At 53.4% G+C, this 18074-nt stretch carries 16 protein-coding genes; 15 read left to right on the forward strand and 1 reads right to left on the reverse strand.

Annotated elements, in window-relative coordinates; all coding sequences use genetic code 11:
- The first annotated feature begins 52 nt into the window (after positions 1–52).
- The 3 genes from BXP70_RS02880 to BXP70_RS02890 all read left to right on the forward strand — a co-directional run bounded on the left by BXP70_RS02880 (position 53) and on the right by BXP70_RS02890 (position 3116).
- Positions 53–1120 carry a PorP/SprF family type IX secretion system membrane protein gene (locus BXP70_RS02880; RefSeq protein ID WP_218779727.1) on the forward strand — a complete coding sequence of 356 codons (1068 nt, stop codon included), beginning with the start codon at positions 53–55 and terminating at the stop codon, positions 1118–1120.
- Positions 1121–1187: 67 nt separating this feature from the next.
- A complete protein-coding gene (locus BXP70_RS02885; protein WP_179197559.1) occupies positions 1188–2447 on the forward strand; it encodes an SUMF1/EgtB/PvdO family nonheme iron enzyme in 1260 nt (419 codons plus the stop codon).
- Positions 2448–2567: 120 nt separating this feature from the next.
- A complete protein-coding gene (locus tag BXP70_RS02890; RefSeq protein WP_086592487.1) occupies positions 2568–3116 on the forward strand; it encodes a hypothetical protein in 549 nt (182 codons plus the stop codon).
- A gap of 6 nt (positions 3117–3122) precedes the next feature.
- Here the strand turns inward: BXP70_RS02890 and BXP70_RS02895 are convergent, their stop codons facing one another.
- Positions 3123–3827 (reverse strand): ComF family protein, encoded by a 705-nt coding sequence (locus BXP70_RS02895; protein WP_086592488.1) that lies wholly within the window; start codon positions 3825–3827, stop codon positions 3123–3125.
- Between the two features lie 189 nt (positions 3828–4016).
- Between BXP70_RS02895 and BXP70_RS02900 the strand changes: the two genes are divergently transcribed.
- From BXP70_RS02900 to BXP70_RS02955, 12 genes are all read left to right on the forward strand, one after another.
- On the forward strand, positions 4017–4394 hold the full coding sequence (locus BXP70_RS02900; RefSeq protein ID WP_086592489.1) for a carboxymuconolactone decarboxylase family protein: 378 nt from the start codon (positions 4017–4019) through the stop codon (positions 4392–4394).
- The gene (locus BXP70_RS02905) at positions 4391–4753 is read left to right on the forward strand and encodes a hypothetical protein (RefSeq protein ID WP_143436350.1); all 363 of its coding nucleotides are present in this window, start codon (positions 4391–4393) and stop codon (positions 4751–4753) included. The genes BXP70_RS02900 and BXP70_RS02905 overlap by 4 nt, the downstream gene beginning before the upstream one ends.
- Before the next feature lie 97 nt (positions 4754–4850).
- Positions 4851–5612, forward strand: a complete 762-nt coding sequence (locus tag BXP70_RS02910; RefSeq protein ID WP_086592490.1) for an exodeoxyribonuclease III — start codon at positions 4851–4853, stop codon at positions 5610–5612.
- 247 nt (positions 5613–5859) lie between these two features.
- On the forward strand, positions 5860–9423 hold the full coding sequence (locus tag BXP70_RS02915) for a DUF4175 family protein (protein ID WP_245849463.1): 3564 nt from the start codon (positions 5860–5862) through the stop codon (positions 9421–9423).
- Positions 9424–9464: 41 nt separating this feature from the next.
- A complete protein-coding gene (locus BXP70_RS02920) occupies positions 9465–9935 on the forward strand; it encodes an ATP-binding protein (RefSeq protein ID WP_086592492.1) in 471 nt (156 codons plus the stop codon).
- Positions 9932–10423, forward strand: coding sequence for an rRNA maturation RNase YbeY (gene ybeY, locus BXP70_RS02925; RefSeq protein ID WP_317044445.1), 492 nt, complete (start codon positions 9932–9934; stop codon positions 10421–10423). Before BXP70_RS02920 ends, ybeY begins: the two co-directional genes overlap by 4 nt.
- Before the next feature lie 140 nt (positions 10424–10563).
- Positions 10564–11289: a GNAT family N-acetyltransferase gene (locus BXP70_RS02930; protein ID WP_086592493.1), complete on the forward strand. Its 726-nt coding sequence runs from the start codon at positions 10564–10566 to the stop codon at positions 11287–11289.
- 122 nt (positions 11290–11411) lie between these two features.
- Positions 11412–11678: a hypothetical protein gene (locus BXP70_RS02935; protein WP_086592494.1), complete on the forward strand. Its 267-nt coding sequence runs from the start codon at positions 11412–11414 to the stop codon at positions 11676–11678.
- Positions 11679–11738: 60 nt separating this feature from the next.
- Positions 11739–13607, forward strand: coding sequence for a tRNA uridine-5-carboxymethylaminomethyl(34) synthesis enzyme MnmG (gene mnmG / locus BXP70_RS02940; protein WP_086592602.1), 1869 nt, complete (start codon positions 11739–11741; stop codon positions 13605–13607).
- 109 nt (positions 13608–13716) lie between these two features.
- On the forward strand, positions 13717–14607 hold the full coding sequence (locus BXP70_RS02945; protein ID WP_086592495.1) for a methyltransferase domain-containing protein: 891 nt from the start codon (positions 13717–13719) through the stop codon (positions 14605–14607).
- 116 nt (positions 14608–14723) lie between these two features.
- The gene (locus tag BXP70_RS02950) at positions 14724–16346 is read left to right on the forward strand and encodes an Ig-like domain-containing protein (RefSeq protein WP_179197560.1); all 1623 of its coding nucleotides are present in this window, start codon (positions 14724–14726) and stop codon (positions 16344–16346) included.
- Between the two features lie 1208 nt (positions 16347–17554).
- Positions 17555–18046: a DUF4385 domain-containing protein gene (locus BXP70_RS02955; protein ID WP_086592497.1), complete on the forward strand. Its 492-nt coding sequence runs from the start codon at positions 17555–17557 to the stop codon at positions 18044–18046.
- Positions 18047–18074: the final 28 nt, after the last annotated feature.

Here is an 18074-nt window from a genome sequence, read left to right on the forward strand (position 1 = left end):
TGTTCGGCACTATGTACGAAACCGATTATCCAACGCGTTAGAAGGCCCGGTTATGCGTGGATATTGGCTTTCTTTTTTAACTCGGCGGTGGCAACCATTTCGGCAGAAGCTAGCTGCTACTACGCTAACTGTGGGGCTTAGTGTCGGAGTGTTTACCACCGCTACGGCGCAAGACCTATATTTTGCTCAACCTTTTGCTTCACGCCTGCACACCAACCCAGCCTTTGCCGGCTTACTCGATGATTACGGGGTTACGCTAAACTACCGCAATCAATTTCCGACCTTAGCTGGCTCTTTTCAAACTAGCCAACTTGCCGCCGATTACCGTTTTCCAAGTCAGCGCAGCGCCGTTGGTTTGCTCATCGATTACGACCGCACCGGTAGCATCGGCTACACACGCTTCGAAGCCGGTGGTGTGTATGCGTATCATACGCGCCTTACCGAAGGCTTGAGCTTAAGCGGCGGCATCAACCTTAGCTACGGCAACCAACGTATCAGCTACAGTAACCTGGTTTTCGGCGACCAACTTTCTGACGACGGACTCGTTTTGAACCAATCATCGGAAGCTTTTGATTACAAACCTACCAACTATTTCACCGTAGGCACGGGAGTGTTGCTGTACTCCGATCAGTTTTGGCTGGGAGTAGCGGGGCATCACCTCAATCAGCCCGACCTAGGTTTCGTTACCCAGACCAATTTGCCTATTCGCCTGAATATTAATGCCGGGTACAAATATTATTTCTTGAAATCGACCGTTAAGCAAGAGTATCGTGAAATCAGCCTTTCACCGGTTGTGAATTATGCCAAACAAGGCGGCTCACAGCGCGCGGAAGTAGGGTTATACGGTACCGTGACCCCTCTAACGCTCGGTATTGTGTACCGGGGCTTGCCTTTGCCGGGTGCAAATCACCCTCAACAAGTGCTAACCAGTGTAGTAGGAGTGAGCTTCGGATCATTTCGGCTCGGTTATAGCTATGACGCTAGCCTGAGTCAGTTTAGCTCCGATTTTGGCGGAGCTCACGAGATTTCCTTAGCCGTGCGCAACTTCGATATGCTCGAAGCCGCCTGGCGCCGGCTGAAACGGCGGAATTACCCCGTCATTCCTTGCCCGGCCTTTTAGTTTGTTGTAATATTGTACGCAATTGCCTTATATAAAACCTTTTCTCTCAGGTAGTTTCAACTCGATCATGAATTTTTCCAAGTACTTGCAGTATGCTGTTGTCGGAGCCTTCGCGCTGGCATCTTGCAAACACGGTCCGCCAACAGCCACCAAGCCCGGTAAGTATAGCTCCACCACAGGCATGGAATACAATACCGAGGAAGGTATGAAGGTTGCTGATTATAAAGGCATTCCTGAAGGTCCTGGTCTCGTATTCATTGAAGGTGGTCGCACCGTACTCGGTTCTTCCGAGGAAGATGTGGCAATGACCCACGACAACATAGAACGGACCGTTACGATTGCTTCGTTCTACATGGACGAAGCCGAAGTAGCCAACATCCACTGGCTCGAATACCTGCACTTTGTCCGCAAGGACTCTTCGGAGGAATTCTATCAGTCAGCCCTACCCGACACTACGGTGTGGGCGCGTGAGCTGTCGTTCAACGACCCTTACGTTGATTACTACCTGCGTTATCCCGGCTTCCGTTACTTCCCAGTAGTAGGCGTAAGCTGGCTCCAGGCCAACGACTATTGCACGTGGCGTACGAGCAAGGTAAACGAAACCCTCGCTGGCAACGCCGACGAAAGTGGCAGCAGCAGTGGCGGTGGCCTCTTCAAGAAAAAGAAGAAAGGCGGTGACGCTGGTGGCGAGGCTGCCGAAGGCACCGACGACTCAGGCAAACCAAAGATTTCGATCGAGAACGGCAACACGCTTCCCAACTACCGTCTGCCCACAGAGGCTGAATGGGAATACGCTGCACAGGCGCTCATTGGCACCCAGGAAACGGGCAACGAGAACCAAGAAAACAAGCGTATCTACCCCTGGGATGGTCGCCAAGTGCGGAACCCCTACGGTGCGAAGATGGGTCAGTTCCTAGCTAACTTCAAGCGCGGCCGTGGTGACTACGCCGGTATCGCTGGTTCGCTCAACGACGGCGCCATGATCACGGAGTATATCTACAACTACCCTCCGAACGACTACGGCCTGTACAACATGGCGGGCAACGTCAACGAATGGGTACAGGACATTTACCGTCCGCTGTCGTTCGAAGATGTGGAAGACTTGAACCCCTTCCGTCGTAACGGTTTCTTGGACCCTGCCGAGAAGTATGACAAGAAAGGTTATCAGTCACTCATCGACGACCACGTACGCGTGTACAAAGGTGGTTCTTGGCGCGACGTAGCGTATTGGCTCTCGCCTGGTACGCGCCGCTTCATGGCCGAAGACTCGGCAACGGCTACTATCGGTTTCCGCTGCGCGATGATCAACGCTGGCTCGAACAAGTAAGCTAGCTTCACTTCATAAGAAAGCCCGAACCAAATGGTTCGGGCTTTTTTTGTTGTCTATGCAACCAGAGGAGGTTAACTAGAACTCTCTACAAAGAACACTATTATAGCTACTATTCTGATGCGCAAAACGCTCCTGCTCGCTGGTTTTGCTACTTCTCTGCTTTTCTTAGGCTGTGGAAAAGAAGAGGCAAAACCACAAGACCAGCTAACAGCGCGCTTTGTATTGCTGAATGAAAAGCGGCAGGAGACGACGGTATTCGCGGCAGGTGACAACGTCATCTTCAGCTTTCAGCTCCGCAATAAATCAGGCCAGGATGTTGGGCTAAAGAATCCCATCTTCAATACGGAACACTTCTGCGAGGTATATCAGCGCGAAAAAAACGACAATGCAGGTATCTCCCTAGGGGTACCGTACCAGGGTGTTTTCTGTACCTACCAAGGTGCTAATCTGCTGCTAGCAAACAGCACCTTAACACAAGAAATTTCGTGGGCGGAGGACAAAGCAATTCCAACCGTTGGGTTCTTCTGCGGCCGTAGTCCGCAGCAACTATTGCCCGTTGGAAAATACCGTACGGCCTTTACGACGGCCATCGATATTGTGCAGAACAACAAAGTAGTAGGGCAGGTACCTGCCAAAACGTATGCTGTTGACTTTGAAGTACGCTAGGCGACGTTAGTGTTCCGCACAGGCAATGGTTGCGACACTCACCTCAGCCGCACCAGCAGCCAGCAGAGCAGCGGCGCAAGCTTCCAATGTAGCGCCGGTGGTCAGTACATCATCTACGACCAAGATGTGTTTGCCTACAATGGCAAGCTGCTCAGCTACCTCAAATACTTCCGCCACGTTCTTCCAACGCTCTGTGCGATTTTTGCGCGTCTGCGAATCGGTGTGCTCCGTGCGTCGCAGGGCGCTAGCACTCCACGGCCTAGCCATACCGAGGGCTAGACCTTCGGCGAACGTGTCCGACTGGTTATAGCCGCGCTTGGCCAGCTTACGTGGGTGAAGGGGCACGGGAACAATTAAGTCAAAGTCAGTGGCAATACCCTGCTCAGCTAGCTCAGCTCCGTACCAACGACCTAGCACCAAGCCAATATCGCGCTGCCCCTTGTACTTGAGTTGGTGCAACAAGTGCTGCACACGGCCGCGGCGCAGAAAGCGTACGTAGCTCAGTGCATAGCGTATCGGCAGCTTGCCCCAGAAGCGGCGAGCCAATGGATTCTCGCTAGCGGGCAGCTTGTGGTAATCGGTATATGGCAACTGCGTGCGGCACAGAGTACACAGGTAGTCTTCGCCGCGAGCGAGGGGCTCCTCACAAGCTAGGCATACTTGCGGGAAGATCAGACCGACGAAATCGGATAGCGCAGTGCGGAACAGCATGGAGTAGAGAAGCCGTTACAGGAATAATCACCCAGTAGTCATTTCCAGATTCCTTGCTTCGCGCGGAATGACACCGGGGACCTAGGTTCTTATTATCGATACTTTGTAAACCTTTGTGTTCGCAAAGCCATTATCTAGCCAAGCTTTGCTGCTCAAAATTCACTTTTCACCCTCTCACCATTTTTTCGGATGAGCCTCGTTACCGAATTCAACGATTACCGCGCCCGCATGAACGAGAAGATCATGGCGGCTGATAATAAGGTCATTAAGCGCTTCTTCAACCTCGACACTAATGCTTACCAGGATGGCGCTTTGGACGTAAAAACCAAGGAGATGCTAGGTCTGGCCTGCTCCATGGTGTTGCGTTGCGACGACTGCATCAAGTACCACTTAGGCAAGTGCCACGAAGAAGGTCTCACGGATGCAGAAATCTATGAGGTGTTTGCCATTGCCAACCTCATCGGCGGCAGCATCGTGATTCCGCATTTTCGTCGGGCCGTGGAATACTGGGAAGAGTTGAAAGCAGAGGCCGTTACGCCCACGGCACCTCACGCGCACGAGGCATGAGCTTAGACCCGCAGGAAACCGAAGCCGAATTTGAAGCGCGCTGGTGGAGCCTGATGAATGAGATGCGCGCCCGTTTTGGCAAAAAACCGGATCTGAATGCTTTGCTCTTGCTTATTGGCGTGCAGGAGCTAGGTCAGGGCGCGGGGCCGTTTACGAAGGAGCAAAAGCAGGACCTGATGCACATTGCTACCTGCCGGCTCTTTAGCATCTCGGGGCACTACGAGCTAGAAAGCGTGGACGAGGATGGCTGGCCGCACTACAAGCTACTGCGCCCAGTACCGTTTGCCAACTTAAAGGAGCAAGAGCGCATGCTGAAGTGGCACATTTTGGAGTACTTCGATACGATTAATAATGACTAAATGATTGAATGGCTGGTTGGTTGAAGAGTTGTTCGTTTAAACCTAGGCTTTGCATGAGCAGCCTTTTAGCCACTCAGTCATTTAACAATTCTCTACTTTGAAAATCATTTCTTACAACGTCAACGGCTTGCGCTCGGCGCTGACGAAGGGCTTACTAGAGTGGGTGAAACAAGCGGACCCCGATGTACTGTGCTTGCAGGAAATAAAAGCGGGCAGAGAACCGCTCGATGTTTCGGGATTCGAAGAGCTAGGCTACTACGCGTACCTGCACCCGGCGGAAAAGCCCGGTTATAGCGGCGTGGCCACTTTCACGAAGCAAAAGCCAAACGCCGTAGAAATTGGCTGCGGCACCGCCGACTACGACAGCGAAGGTCGCGTACTGCGCCTAGACTTCGATGATTGCTCGGTGCTAAACGTGTATATGCCGTCGGGAACTAGCGGCGCCGAGCGGCAGGCGTTCAAGGTGGCGTGGCTGCACTTTTTTCGCCAGTACGTAGCTCAGCTAAAAGCAAGTGTGCCGCCCTTGGTCATTGCTGGCGACTACAATTGCTGCCAAACGGACATCGACTTGCACAATCCCAAAGCCAACCAGAACAGCCCTGGTTTCACGCCCGAGGAGCGCAAGTGGTTTGCTGATTTCTTAAAAGATGGATTCACCGATTCGTTTCGCTACCACCACGGCGACGCTACAGGTCATTACTCCTGGTGGACGTTCCGGGCTGGGGCCCGCAAGCGGAACGTGGGCTGGCGGCTAGATCATTTGCTCGTCGATGATGCGCTAAAACCTAGGATTGCCGACGCGGGCCTGCTGCCGGATGCCGTGCATTCAGACCACTGCCCGGCTTGGGTGAAGTTGTAGGGCTCCTACTTGTGTCTCGTTATCGGATGACTTTGCGTGAACGAGCTAGCTCTATCGACACGAGGTAAACAACATCAGCATTGAGGGGCCACCAGGTAGGTGTCTCTACACCAATTTTACTCCCACAACCGTTCGGCACTTTTTATGGCTGAGCCGTAGTTATACCGGTAGCTAAACTAAACACTTGGCGCACCTTCCAGATAAAACGTATCTTGCTTTAGCCTGCTAGTGGGCTATTTTCATGCTGGTGGAGAAAGAACCCGTGGCTGCTACAACTTCACAGACAACTACCGCATCCTCCGCCCTGCAACAGGTGCTAGGCCAACTGGATGCCTTCAAGCGCAAGTTCTACCTCAACCTACTGGTGCGCGGTGCACTGGTGGCGGGCGGCTTGCTGCTCACATTTTTCGTCGTTTTCAACCTTCTTGAGTACTTCCTGTACCTGCCCACCTGGGTGCGGGGCGGATTGCTGTTCGGCTTCTTGGGGCTAGCTGTCTACGCTTTCGTGCACTGGATTTGGCAGCCGCTGGCAGCTCTCACCAATCTGCGGCGCCTGCTCACCGATGAGCAAGCAGCCCGCAGGGTAGGGGAGCTGTTTCCGCAGGTGCAAGACAAGCTGGTGAATGCCTTGCAGCTGCAAGGCCAAGCCCGTGAAAATGCCTTGATAGCCGCTAGCTTGGAACAGCGCGCCGCACAGTTCACTGGGTTGGAATTTGCGGAAGGCATCAAAATAAAAGACCAAACCCGGCCGCTGTGGAAATATGTGGCCGTGCCGGCGGGTATCATCGTTTTGCTACTACTAGTGTACCCAGCGCTGTTTGTGCAGGGCACAGAGCGCATTCTGAACTACCGACGAGCCTATTCGCCGCCGGCTCCATTTCAGTTTGTGGTTGCAAATAAAGATCTGAAAGCCTTTCGTGGCGAAGACTTCAAGCTGGAAGTAGCTGTGCAAGGCGAAGCGCTGCCAAACGAAATCAGCATTTTGTACGGTGGCCGTGAGCGGCACCTGACGAAGGAAAGCGGCAACCGCTACAGCTACGAGTTCAAGCAGCTGCAGCGTAACACGGAGTTTAAGCTAGCCGCCGCTGGCTTCACTTCCGACGACTATAACCTAGCAGTGCTTGAACGGCCCAATCTGCGCGACTTTGCCGTGCACGTGACCTATCCAACGTACATTGGGAAGCCTGCCGAAACTATTCGCAACAGTGGCAACCTGACGGTACCGGAAGGCAGCACCCTGCGCTGGGAGTTCACTACGGTCGCTACCGACCGGCTCCAATTGCTCTTCAAGAGTCCGGATGAGACGGTAACCGCCACAGAAAGCAACGACCAGTATCAGGCTACTCGCCGCGTAATGCGCAGCCAAGAATACGCCGTTCGGCTGCAAAACGAGGCTAGCCTCAACCGCGACCCGATCTTATACCAGCTCACTGCCATTCCCGACCAAGTGCCGGAAGTGACGGTAGAAGCCTTTGCCGATACAACCTCGCGCAACTACCTAGCCCTAGGTGGTTCGGTGCGCGACGATTATGGCCTCTCCCGCCTGGAGCTGCACTACCGCATTACGTCACCGCAGAACCCGAATGCTGGCTACAAAGCCAAAGCGTTGCCGCTGCAAAGTGGTCCAGCCCAGACGTATGCCTACCAATGGGATTTGCGAGCCTTAAATCTGAAGCCTGGTAGCCGGCTAGAGTACTTTGTGGAGGTATGGGACAACGACGGCGTACACGGTCCGAAGAGCGCCCGCACCCGTTCGGCGGAGTTCCGTCTGCCGAGCCGCACCGAGATGCAAAAGCAACTCAATGCGCAGTCGCAGTCGGTACAGAACCAGCTAAGCCGCGCCGCACAACAGTCAAAACAGCTAGAGCGTGAGCTAGCAAAGTCGGAGGACAAGCTTAAGACGAAGCGCGACCTCAGCTTTCAAGATCGCAAGCAGCTGCAAGACATGCTCAACGAAAAGCAGCAGTTTGAGCAACAGTTGGCCGATATGAAGAAGGCGTTTGAGCAAATGAATCAGCAGCAGGATCAGCTCAACCCCAAGAACCAGGAGCTAGCGGAGAAGGCCCAAGAGTTGCAAAAGCTCATGGAATCGCTGCTCGATCCAGAAACCAAGAAGCTCTATGAGGAGCTGCAAAAGCTGCTCGAAAACCAGAAGGACGCCAACCAGATGGAGATGCAGCAGCTGCTACAAAAACTTGAGAACAAGGAAAACACCTTGCAGAAAGAGTTGGATCGGGCGCTGGAAATGTTCAAGCAGCTACAATACGAGCAGAAGCAAGAAGCTGCTACCCAAAAGCTAGAAGAGCTAGCCAAGGAGCAGGAGAAGCTAGCCGAGAAAACCGAGCAAGCCGACAAGTCAGATAAGAATGATAAGTCGGCAGACAAAAACAAGGACAAAGCTGACGACAAGAACAAGTCAGACCAAGCGGATAAGGGCAATATGCCTTCCGACAAGAACGACAAAGGCAACCAAGACAATAAGAAAGACTCGAAAGCGGACTTGCAGCAAAAGCAGCAGGAGCTCAAGCAGCAGCAAGCCGAAAAGCAGCAGGAGTTCGAGGAAGTAAAGAAGGAACTGGAAGACCTGAAGAAGATGGACCAGCAACTCGACGGCGAAAATGGCGCTAACGAGATGAAGGAACAGCAGGAACAGGTAGACCAGGAAATGCAGGAAAGCCAGGAGCAGCTGTCGAAAAACCAAAATCAGAAAGCTAGCCAGCGCCAGCGCAACGCGGCCCAGCAGATGCAGAAAATGGCCCAGCAAATGCGCGAACAGCAGGAAGAAGAGGAGGGCGACCAACAGCAGCAGAACATCGACAACCTGCGTGACATCCTGGAAAACCTGCTCACCCTCAGCTTTGACCAAGAAAGCCTAATGAAGCAGTTCCGCCAAGTCGACCAGACTGATCCGCGCTTTGTGCAGCTAGGGCAAACGCAGCGTAAGCTCAAGGACGACGCAGCCGTAATCCAGGATTCGCTGTACTCGTTGGCCAAGAAAGTACCGCAGATCCAGAGCTTCGTCACCCGCGAAGTAGGAGAGATGAACGGGCGCATGAACGAGTCGCTGAATTACATTCGGCAGCGCAACGTGGGCCGGGCGACCAACAGCGAGCAGCTTGCCATGACCAGCATGAACAACTTAGCTCTCATGCTCAACGATGCTTTGAAAGATATGCAGCAGGCCCAACGCGAAAGTCAGCAAGCTCAGCAACAAGGCGGAGGCAAATCGGGTAAAAAGAAGAAAAAAGGCAGCGCCGCCGGCGATGGGCAGCTAGGTAAGATGCAACAGCAGCTCAACCAGCAGATTCAGCAGTTGCAGCAAAGCGGCAAATCGGGCCGGGCGCTGAGCGAAGAGCTAGCCAAATTGGCTGGTCAGCAGCAGATGCTCCGCGACGCCTTAAGCCAACTCGAAAAGATGCAGCAGGGCAAGCAAGGGCAACAAGGGCAGCAAAAAGGCATGAACAAAGACGGCAAAGGCCAGGATGGAATGGGCGGCGTAGGAGATATTAAAAAAATGATGGAACAAACCGAAACCGACCTCGTAAACAAGCGGCTGACGGAGCAGACCATCATGCGCCAACGCCAAATCATGACTCGCTTGCTGGAAGCTGAGAAATCGGCCCGCGAGCGAGACCAGGACGATAAACGAGAAGCGCAAACGGCCAAGAACCTTCCCCCCGTTTTCCCGCCCGCTTTCGACAAGTACAAACAAGCGAAAGAGCGGCAAACGGAGCTCCTGCGCACAGTGCCCCCGGCACTCACCCCATACTATCAGCGGGAGGTGAGTGAATATTTTCAAAAAATGAAATAGCCTTCTGCTACTTTTACCGCTCTCGCCCCTCTTACTCTTTTATGAAGCAGGTTAAAATCCAGGTTCCGTCGCTTGTCGAGAACATCCGCGTAGTAGAAAGTTTCATCGACAATTCGAAGGATACTTTTCACATCGAAGATGACATTTATGGCAATATCATGGTCGCCGTTACGGAGGCTGTGAACAATGCTATTCGCCACGGCAACAAGTTTGATAAGGACAAGCACGTGAACTTGTCATTGTATGTGGAGAAGGATCAGGTTCGGTTTGAGATTGAAGATGAAGGCGAAGGCTTTGACTACACCAACCTAATTGACCCCACAGCGCCCGAAAACCTCGAAAATCCTGGTGGTCGCGGCATCTTCTTGATTCGGCACCTAGCCGACGAAGTGGAGTTCACCAATGATGGTCGTTTGGTGTCGCTCACGTTCTACCTCACGCATCCCTCCACCGAAGCGGCGGAAGCGTCTACTTCTGAGTCATCCACCTCATCCGATCAAGCCACTGCATGAACCTGCATCCACCCGGTACCGAAGGAGAAATGAATACTGGTCTGCCCGAAGAATCACACGAGTTACACGGCATCGAGTTCCTCGTGGAAGACGTGGATTTCGAGCTGTCCGACGCCGAGGAGCTCACCTCGTGGATTGAACGGGTAGCGAAAGTGCACGAATACGAAATCGTGCAGCTTACCTACATTTTCTGCTCCGACGAATACCTGCACCGGGTGAACGTGGAGTACTTGGATCATGATACGTACACCGACGTCATCACCTTCGACAACGCCGATACATCGGATGTAATTGAGGGCGATATCTTCATCAGCGTAGAACGGGTGCGCGAAAATGCGCAGCAGCTCGGTATTTCGTTCCATGATGAACTGCACCGGGTAATGATCCATGGCGTGCTACATCTGCTGGGCTACGCCGACAAAGATTTATTGAGCCAGACGGCCATGCGCAAAAAAGAAGACGATTGCTTATCGTTGCGCGCTTTCTAGCTGCACTACTCAGCCTACTCCGAGACGCCCGCCTTTTTGGTGGGCGTTTTTTGTGCTAGGTTGTGTGAGCAGAAAGAACGGGCAGGTTGAGCTGGTCGCAACCTGCCCGTTCTGACCTATTTCTAAACAGTTTCCCCATCATGTCTGCTATTCCGCAGTATCCGGTACTTAGGGGCGATGCACTGGATTATTACCTTGCGCAAGGGTATTACCGCATGCAGCAGGATTTATTTACCTGCCAGTTTCTGCCCGTCGATGGAAATATGTTTACGGTTCATTGGCTGCGCTTGGTGTTGCCGCTGGTGCAATTCGGAGCCGAGCAGCGCCGCTTGCTTCGCCTAAACCAGCCGTTTTCCGTCAGCATCCGGCCCTTGCAACTCACTGAGGAGCACGAGGCTTTATATGCCCGTTATCGCGCCTCCACCACTTTTGATGCACCTGCCACTATCGAATCATTTTTGCTGGATGGAGCTACCCATACGGTGTTTACCACCAGCATCATTGAAGTGCGGGATGGAACAAAGCTGATTGCGGGAGGCATCTTCGACAGTGGTATAGGAAGCCTAGCCGGTATCATGAACTTCTACGATCCTGCTTATCGCCGCCACAGCCTAGGCAAATACTTGATGTTGTTGAAAATTGAGTATGCCTTTAGCCAGCAGATGTATTATTACTACCCCGGCTATCTGGTACAAGGTTATCCCAAGTTTGACTACAAGCTGTTTGCCTGTCGAGAAGCCACAGAAGTGTTCGATTCTATCAGAGGCTACTGGGTGCCTTTTTCGTGGCCGGAAGTAGCCCGGCAGTCGGAAGAGTTGCTGGCCAACTGGGACGTGGACGAGGACGATGCGGCAAACCTAGGGTAAGAGAATGAAAACAGCAGATTGCTTATCTTTGCACACGCTCTGAGAAGATTAGGTGTTATTTCAATTGAGATACAAAGACCGTTTCCACTAGACGAGGAGACGGTCTTTTACTTTCAAAGTAAATGACTAAAAAGGTTGGAAGCTTCGTCGTTGAAGAAGCTTTTTACATTACCTACCGTGGATGGGTGCTAGCGGCGAGCTTAACGGCAGTGCTTGAGTTGGCAACCATCTACGGTTTGAGAACGGCATTCCTGTACGCATTAGCAGCATTACAAGCACCTCTTACTGTAGTACTGCTAAAAACAGGGTTGCTTATCTCAGATCAGCTCACGCCCAGACAAGAACTCGTGGCCCAACTCCTCGTCGGCACAGCAATAGTTTGGGAATAACAGCTTGTGGGCACAATTTAGAAGTCTTATCTGTTGCTCATTTTTGAACAACTTTCCGCCATGTTTCAGCAAGAAGAATACGATGTCATTGTAGTAGGCGCCGGCCACGCGGGTTGCGAAGCGGCTGCGGCCGCTGCGAACCTAGGGTCCAAGGTGCTGCTGGTCACGATGAACATGAACACCATCGCCCAGATGTCGTGCAACCCGGCCATGGGCGGCGTGGCCAAAGGCCAGATCCTGCGCGAAGTCGACGCGCTAGGTGGTCAGAGCGGCATCGTGACCGACAAAACCATGATTCAGTTCCGCATGCTGAACCGCTCGAAAGGGCCGGCTATGTGGAGCCCGCGCGCGCAAAGCGACCGGATGCGCTTCGCTGAAGAATGGCGCCTTACGCTGGAGCAAACGCTGAACGTGGACTTCTGGCAGGAAGCCGTGATGGGCTTGGTGGTGGAAAATGACACCGTCGTAGGTGTAAAAACCCAGCTCGGCATTGAGTTCCGGGGCAAGTCGGTGGTGCTTACCAATGGCACATTCTTGAACGGTCTGATCCATATCGGGGAGAAAAACTTCGGTGGTGGTCGCGCAGCCGAACGTGGCAGCACTGGCATCACAGAGCAGTTGAAAGAGCTAGGTTTTGAAGCCGGCCGGATGAAAACTGGTACGCCGCCCCGCGTGGATGGCCGCTCGTTGGACTACTCCAAAATGGAAGAGCAGCCCGGCGACGAGGTGCCCAGCAAATTCAGCTACCTCCACACGCCCGCTCTCACCAAGCAGCGGCCGTGCTACATCACCTATACCAACGCGGAGGTGCACGAAATCCTGCGCGAGGGTTTCGAGAAGTCGCCGATGTTCCAAGGCCGCATCAAAGGCCTAGGCCCGCGCTATTGCCCTTCGGTGGAGGATAAAATCAACCGCTTCGCCGACAAGGACCGGCACCAGATTTTTGTGGAGCCGGAAGGGTGGAGCACGGTGGAAGTGTATGTGAACGGTTTCAGCTCTTCTCTGCCCGAAGACGTGCAGTATCGTGCCTTGCGTAAAATCGTGGGCTTCGAAAATGCGAAGATGTTCCGTCCTGGCTACGCCATCGAGTATGACTTCTTCCCGCCCACCCAGCTCAACCTAACGCTCGAAACCAAGCGCATCAAGAACCTGTATTTCGCCGGCCAGATCAACGGCACGACGGGCTACGAAGAAGCGGCTTGCCAGGGCTTGATGGCGGGCATCAACGCCCACAACCGTGTGCACGGCAAAGAGCCGTTCATCCTGAAGCGGAGCGAGGCGTACATCGGCGTGCTCATCGATGACTTAGTAAACAAAGGCACCGACGAGCCTTACCGCATGTTCACGAGCCGCGCCGAGCACCGCATCTTATTGCGCCAAGACAACGCCGACCTGCGCCTCACGCCGCTAGGGTATGCCCTAGGCCTAGCTTCGGAAGAGCGGATGGAACTAGTGCGCCAGAAGGAAAGCGAAACGGCCGAAGTAGTAGAATACCTCAAGAACAAAACCGTGGAGCCAGCCGAAATCAACGGCTTGCTAACGGAGCTAAGTTCGGCTACAATCAGCGAGAAAACCCGCGCCGTGAATTTGCTGCGCCGTCCCAACCTCGAGCTAGCCGACCTTACCCGCACTTTGCCAACGATGGCCTTGGAGCTAGCGCCGTACTCGCCCGACAGCCTGGAGCAGGCGGTGATTATCATCAAGTACGAAACCTACATCCAGAAGGAACACCTGCAAGCGGCGCGCCTCACCGAACTGGAAAACTTCGTGATTCAGGGTCGCCTCGACTACAAGCAGATGCCGGCTCTCTCGCACGAAGCGCGCGAGAAGCTTCTGCGCGTGCAGCCCGAAACCATCGGCCAGGCCGCCCGCATCAGTGGTGTATCGCCGGCCGATATTTCGGTACTGATGGTGTACCTTGGGAAGTAATGATGCGTGCTGAATGGTGCGTGTTGGGTGTTAAGTTGTCGTCAGACCTAGCTTTTCATTCAACACTCACCATCTAACACGCAACATTTAGCATTCAACATTTCCTTTTGTGTCTTACGAACGTCTCGAAAAATGCCCAGTGTGCGGAAAAACTGATTTTCGCAATAAGCTGGTAGTGGAGGATAAGTCAGTTAGCCAAGAAAGTTTTGCCATCGTGCAATGCACGGCGTGTGGCTTTCAGTTTACGAATCCGCGGCCGGATGCGGCGAGCATTGGGCGCTACTACGAATCGGACGAGTACGTGTCGCACAACAGCGCAGCGGCGGGCCTGATCAACCAGGCCTACAAAATAGCGCGCTTCTTTACCATGCGACGCAAAGTAGCGCTGCTCAATAAGGTGGCGCGCAAAGGCAAAATACTGGATTATGGTTGCGGCACGGGTCATTTTTTGGCGGCTTGCAAAGCCAATGGCTGGCAGGTGCAAGGGGTGGAACCTAGCCCTCGGGCTCGCGCCGAAGCCACGAAACGCGTCGGAAAGCCAATAGAAGCCGACAACCTAGGTGCCTTTGAACCTAGCTCCTTCGATGCCATTACGCTGTGGCACGTGCTCGAACACGTTCACGACCTGAACGATACCTTGCGCCAGCTCATTGGCTTGTTGAAGCCTGATGGCACGCTGATCATTGCTGTGCCCAACGTAGATAGCCCCGACGCCCAACACTACCGCCAAGACTGGGCCGCCTACGACGTGCCGCGCCACCTGTACCATTTCAGCCCAAAAACCCTTACGCAACTGCTGAAAAAGCATAAGATGCAGGTACAAGAGACCTTGCCTATGATGCTGGATGCGTACTACGTGAGCATGCTCAGCGAGAAAAATCGGGCTGAGCGTGGCGAAGGGCTATTGACGGTGCTGCGCACAGGCTACCACTCGAACGCGCAAGCGGCCCGGCGCGACGGTAATTACTCGAGCCTGACCTACGTCGCTAAGCGCAAGTAGTAGGGGAGGGGAGGGGCAAGGAGCGACGAAGCGTATGCTAATTTGGCGGCTGCGTTCGTTCACAATCAACTTCTTCAATGGTGAGCCCCTACGGGAATACTCCTAGTACTTTTTGCATGTCTGTTCGTCATCTGTTGTCTGTACTTTCTGGGGTTGCGCTGCTCAGTGGCTGCGCGGCTATTAGCTCGCCGCAAGGCGGACCGCGCGACAAAGAGCCGCCCAAGCTGACGAACAGTTTCCCCACGAATGGGGCTCGTAACGTGAAAAGCCAGTCGATTCGGCTGGAGTTTTCGGAGACGGTGCAACTCAAAGATTTGCAGAAAAACCTGGTTGTAGCGCCAGTTATTTCTGATTCGAACCGTTATAAAATCCGGCAGGAGCGGACGGCGATTACGCTGACCTACGAGAGGCCACTCGCGACCAACACTACGTATTCCTTCAACTTCGGGAATGCCATTACCGACATCACCGAAAGCAACGTTGTCATAAATCCCATCGTGGCCTTTAGCACGGGCGCAGAGCTTGACTCGGGCCGGGTAGAGGGCCGGGTAACTGATCTGCTCACGGCAAAATCGGTAGCCGAGGTAGCCGTGATGCTATATCCGGAGAAAGACACCGCCAACATCCGGCGAGGCCGACCCTACTACCTTACTCATACTGATAAGAAAGGCATTTATGCGTTCCGCTACATCAAAGAAGGTAGTTACCGCTTGTTTGCGCTAGCCGATAAGAATCAAAACAACCGCTACAACGAGGGCGAGAAGATTGCCTACCTGCCCGACCTCGTTACGGTGAAAGCTGGGCTCGACTCCATCCCGCTCGTGCTCACGCGCCCCGATGCCCGCCGGCCGTTGGCCGTCAGCCAGACGCCCGGCCCCGTGCAGTTCAAAATAGGCTACAACGAGGGGCTCACGCTAGCTAGCCTCGCGCCCTTAGCAACGCCTACCGCGCTTACGCCGGCTCTGAACGAGGCCCTGCAACTCGCCGAGCGCGGCCGCACCGTGGTGCTCTACAAAACCAATGTGCTAACCGAAGGCCGCTACGTGCTAGCCTCTACCGACAGCGTGGGCAACAATTCCCGCGATACCATCAACGTGCGGTTTCCGGGCACGCCGCCTCCGCGGCGCGGCGCGGCCTACACAGTGGAAGGCAACCCGCGGGAGATTAACGCTCAAGGGCAGTTGCGCATTCAGTTCACTGACCCCGTCCGCTTTCTAGCCGATAAGCCTTTCGCCACACTGGTGGAAGACTCTGTCAAGCGGCGCCCCCTACGCATCCCAACGGATGCCGTGCTGAACACGGAGCGGGAGCAGCTTACCATTACGCTTAACACGAAGGCCAAGGACTTCGTGACCGTACTGCTCGATAGCACCGTGCTTACCTCCGTTACCGGCCGACCAATGCGGTTTAAACCCATTCGCCTACGCATTACTGAGCAATCAGCCACAGGCAGCCTGTCGGGTACCATCGAGACTAAGTACCAGAAGTTTCAGCTTCAGGTTATCAACAACGAGTATCAACCGATTGCGATGCTGAATAATCCGAAAGGCACCTTTCGCTTCGAAAACCTAGCTCCGGGCGCTTATCGGTTTCGGGTGCTCATCGATGCTAACGGCGACGGTAAATGGAACGCCGGCGACCCTAACCTTCGGATACCCGCTGAGCCGCTTTTCATTTTTCCAATTGCTCAACCAGTACGCGCCAATTGGGAACAGGAAAAAATCTTGCTGAAGTTTTAGGACTCACAAGCTAGCCTTGTTCTGAACCCCATCCATTGTCTTTGCGATAGGCGAGACGACGGATGGGGTTCATGTTTTCAACCAGAGCTAGGTAGCATTTGGTAATCTCTATTGCTGTGGCTCAAATGCCATCTATGAGCAAAAGGTAACCGTTTGCAGCAACTAGCTGCTTCACTCGCCTGACTTAGGTTTTCCACCGCAACTCTTTATCCGCGGCGGAGCAAGCTAGTTTATCCACAGCAAAAAGCGCCCTTCCAACACGTAATGGCCGTTTCCACACGTATTCCACATAGTTTTCCACTGCCTACCACCTACTTGGCGTAAACTGTGGATAATGTTGGGGAAATGTGGGGATAACTCGTGGAGAAATTGCTGATAAGTTTTTTTGCTGTTCACAAATCCAGCACAGGGCAATTCGTCTGTGGATAAGCGTGGATAACTTCGTGGGAAAAGCACCCTAATCCACAATGGGGATTTTGTGTGGATTGTGGATTAGTGGATAACTCTGTGGATTGTTAATAATTGCTACAAGTCGTTATTTATCAGAGTTTTATTATCCACACACCCTGTTGATAGACGGTGTATAAATGCAAACTTGTACACAAGTTTTCCCCGCTGTGGATAACGTTTATTTTTTATCCACTTATGCACACCCCTAATGACAGGGATTAAAAAGATTTATTTAAAAAATATTTTTTCAAAAGTTATTAACGGTGTGGAAAAGTGAATTGAACTCGCATTTCTGAAAAGCAAGGTTAGCATTGACGCAAGCGAAAAAACGTAGCGAGGCTTTTGCGGCGAAAAGGAAAGTGCGCTTAGCTGAGCAGCGCCAGTACGTAAGTAGTGTCTTTGTCCAAGGAGCTAGGTCTGCTAGGGTTTACAATGCTGTTGATAAGTGCGTAGGTCAAGCGGCAATAGTCCCGGCCCACAGAGTACGGCTCGTCGCTTATTGTGCGCCGGTGCTACACCATGGAGTCAATGAGCGCCACCCGCCCGGTAGCAAATGTCGGTGGTCAGATAGGGTAAGAAGCCTAGTAGGGAGGTAGCGCAGTTGAAAGCTGAATTTCAACTAGTCAAAAACCTCATTGATAACTGGTTGGCAAACGAGTTATCCACTTTTCCACATCCCGGAATGTGGAAAACTTTGGACGGGCTAGCTATTCAATCGTCGCTAGCGTATAAGCTACTGACACCACCTACCGCCGCGTATGCCTTTCAATTACGACCTGGATTTCCGCACTGTCGATTTTCGGCAGCATCCCGAACTATACCGGGTCGGCAAAGGAGAGCAGGGCGTACTGCTGGTTGAGCCGTACAAATCGGAGATACTTCCGCACTGGCGCTTTCGCACGCCGGAAATAGCTCATGAATCATCGGAGCGCATCTATGCGTTATTTCTCGATTACCTCAAAGCCAGTGATTTCATTGGTGCCGATATGGCGCGCAAGTTTTTACAGATGGGCTTCACACGGGCCAGGCGCTACGCCAACCACCGCGGGGGGAAGAAGTACGAAGGACCAGTACCAGCCGATAAAAAAGGCCAGAGCGGCGCCCACGGGCGGGCCGAACTCCCACGTGCCCCGGAGGATGCTGAGAAAGCTGCCGCTGCTGCCATCTTCAAACGGAAATGGGACGAGGCTAAGCTTCACCCCGACTACGTGCAGCAGCGAGCCTCTTTCGAGGCTCAGTACGGCCGCTGACCGCCGAATACCTACCTTTAACCTAGCA

This window comes from Hymenobacter crusticola (assembly GCF_002154225.1).
Lineage (GTDB): Bacteria > Bacteroidota > Bacteroidia > Cytophagales > Hymenobacteraceae > Hymenobacter > Hymenobacter crusticola.

What these genes read in the sequence shown, in the direction of transcription:
- BXP70_RS02880 (WP_218779727.1), top strand. Translation starts at nt 53, where the DNA reads ATGCGTGGATATTGGCTTTCTTTTTTAACTCGGCGGTGGCAACCATTT.
- BXP70_RS02885 (WP_179197559.1), top strand. Translation starts at nt 1,188, where the DNA reads ATGAATTTTTCCAAGTACTTGCAGTATGCTGTTGTCGGAGCCTTCGCG.
- BXP70_RS02890 (WP_086592487.1), top strand. Translation starts at nt 2,568, where the DNA reads ATGCGCAAAACGCTCCTGCTCGCTGGTTTTGCTACTTCTCTGCTTTTC.
- BXP70_RS02895 (WP_086592488.1), bottom strand. Translation starts at nt 3,827, where the DNA reads ATGCTGTTCCGCACTGCGCTATCCGATTTCGTCGGTCTGATCTTCCCG.
- BXP70_RS02900 (WP_086592489.1), top strand. Translation starts at nt 4,017, where the DNA reads ATGAGCCTCGTTACCGAATTCAACGATTACCGCGCCCGCATGAACGAG.
- BXP70_RS02905 (WP_143436350.1), top strand. Translation starts at nt 4,391, where the DNA reads ATGAGCTTAGACCCGCAGGAAACCGAAGCCGAATTTGAAGCGCGCTGG.
- BXP70_RS02920 (WP_086592492.1), top strand. Translation starts at nt 9,465, where the DNA reads ATGAAGCAGGTTAAAATCCAGGTTCCGTCGCTTGTCGAGAACATCCGC.
- ybeY (WP_317044445.1), top strand. Translation starts at nt 9,932, where the DNA reads ATGAACCTGCATCCACCCGGTACCGAAGGAGAAATGAATACTGGTCTG.
- BXP70_RS02930 (WP_086592493.1), top strand. Translation starts at nt 10,564, where the DNA reads ATGTCTGCTATTCCGCAGTATCCGGTACTTAGGGGCGATGCACTGGAT.
- BXP70_RS02935 (WP_086592494.1), top strand. Translation starts at nt 11,412, where the DNA reads ATGACTAAAAAGGTTGGAAGCTTCGTCGTTGAAGAAGCTTTTTACATT.
- mnmG (WP_086592602.1), top strand. Translation starts at nt 11,739, where the DNA reads ATGTTTCAGCAAGAAGAATACGATGTCATTGTAGTAGGCGCCGGCCAC.
- BXP70_RS02950 (WP_179197560.1), top strand. Translation starts at nt 14,724, where the DNA reads ATGTCTGTTCGTCATCTGTTGTCTGTACTTTCTGGGGTTGCGCTGCTC.
- BXP70_RS02955 (WP_086592497.1), top strand. Translation starts at nt 17,555, where the DNA reads ATGCCTTTCAATTACGACCTGGATTTCCGCACTGTCGATTTTCGGCAG.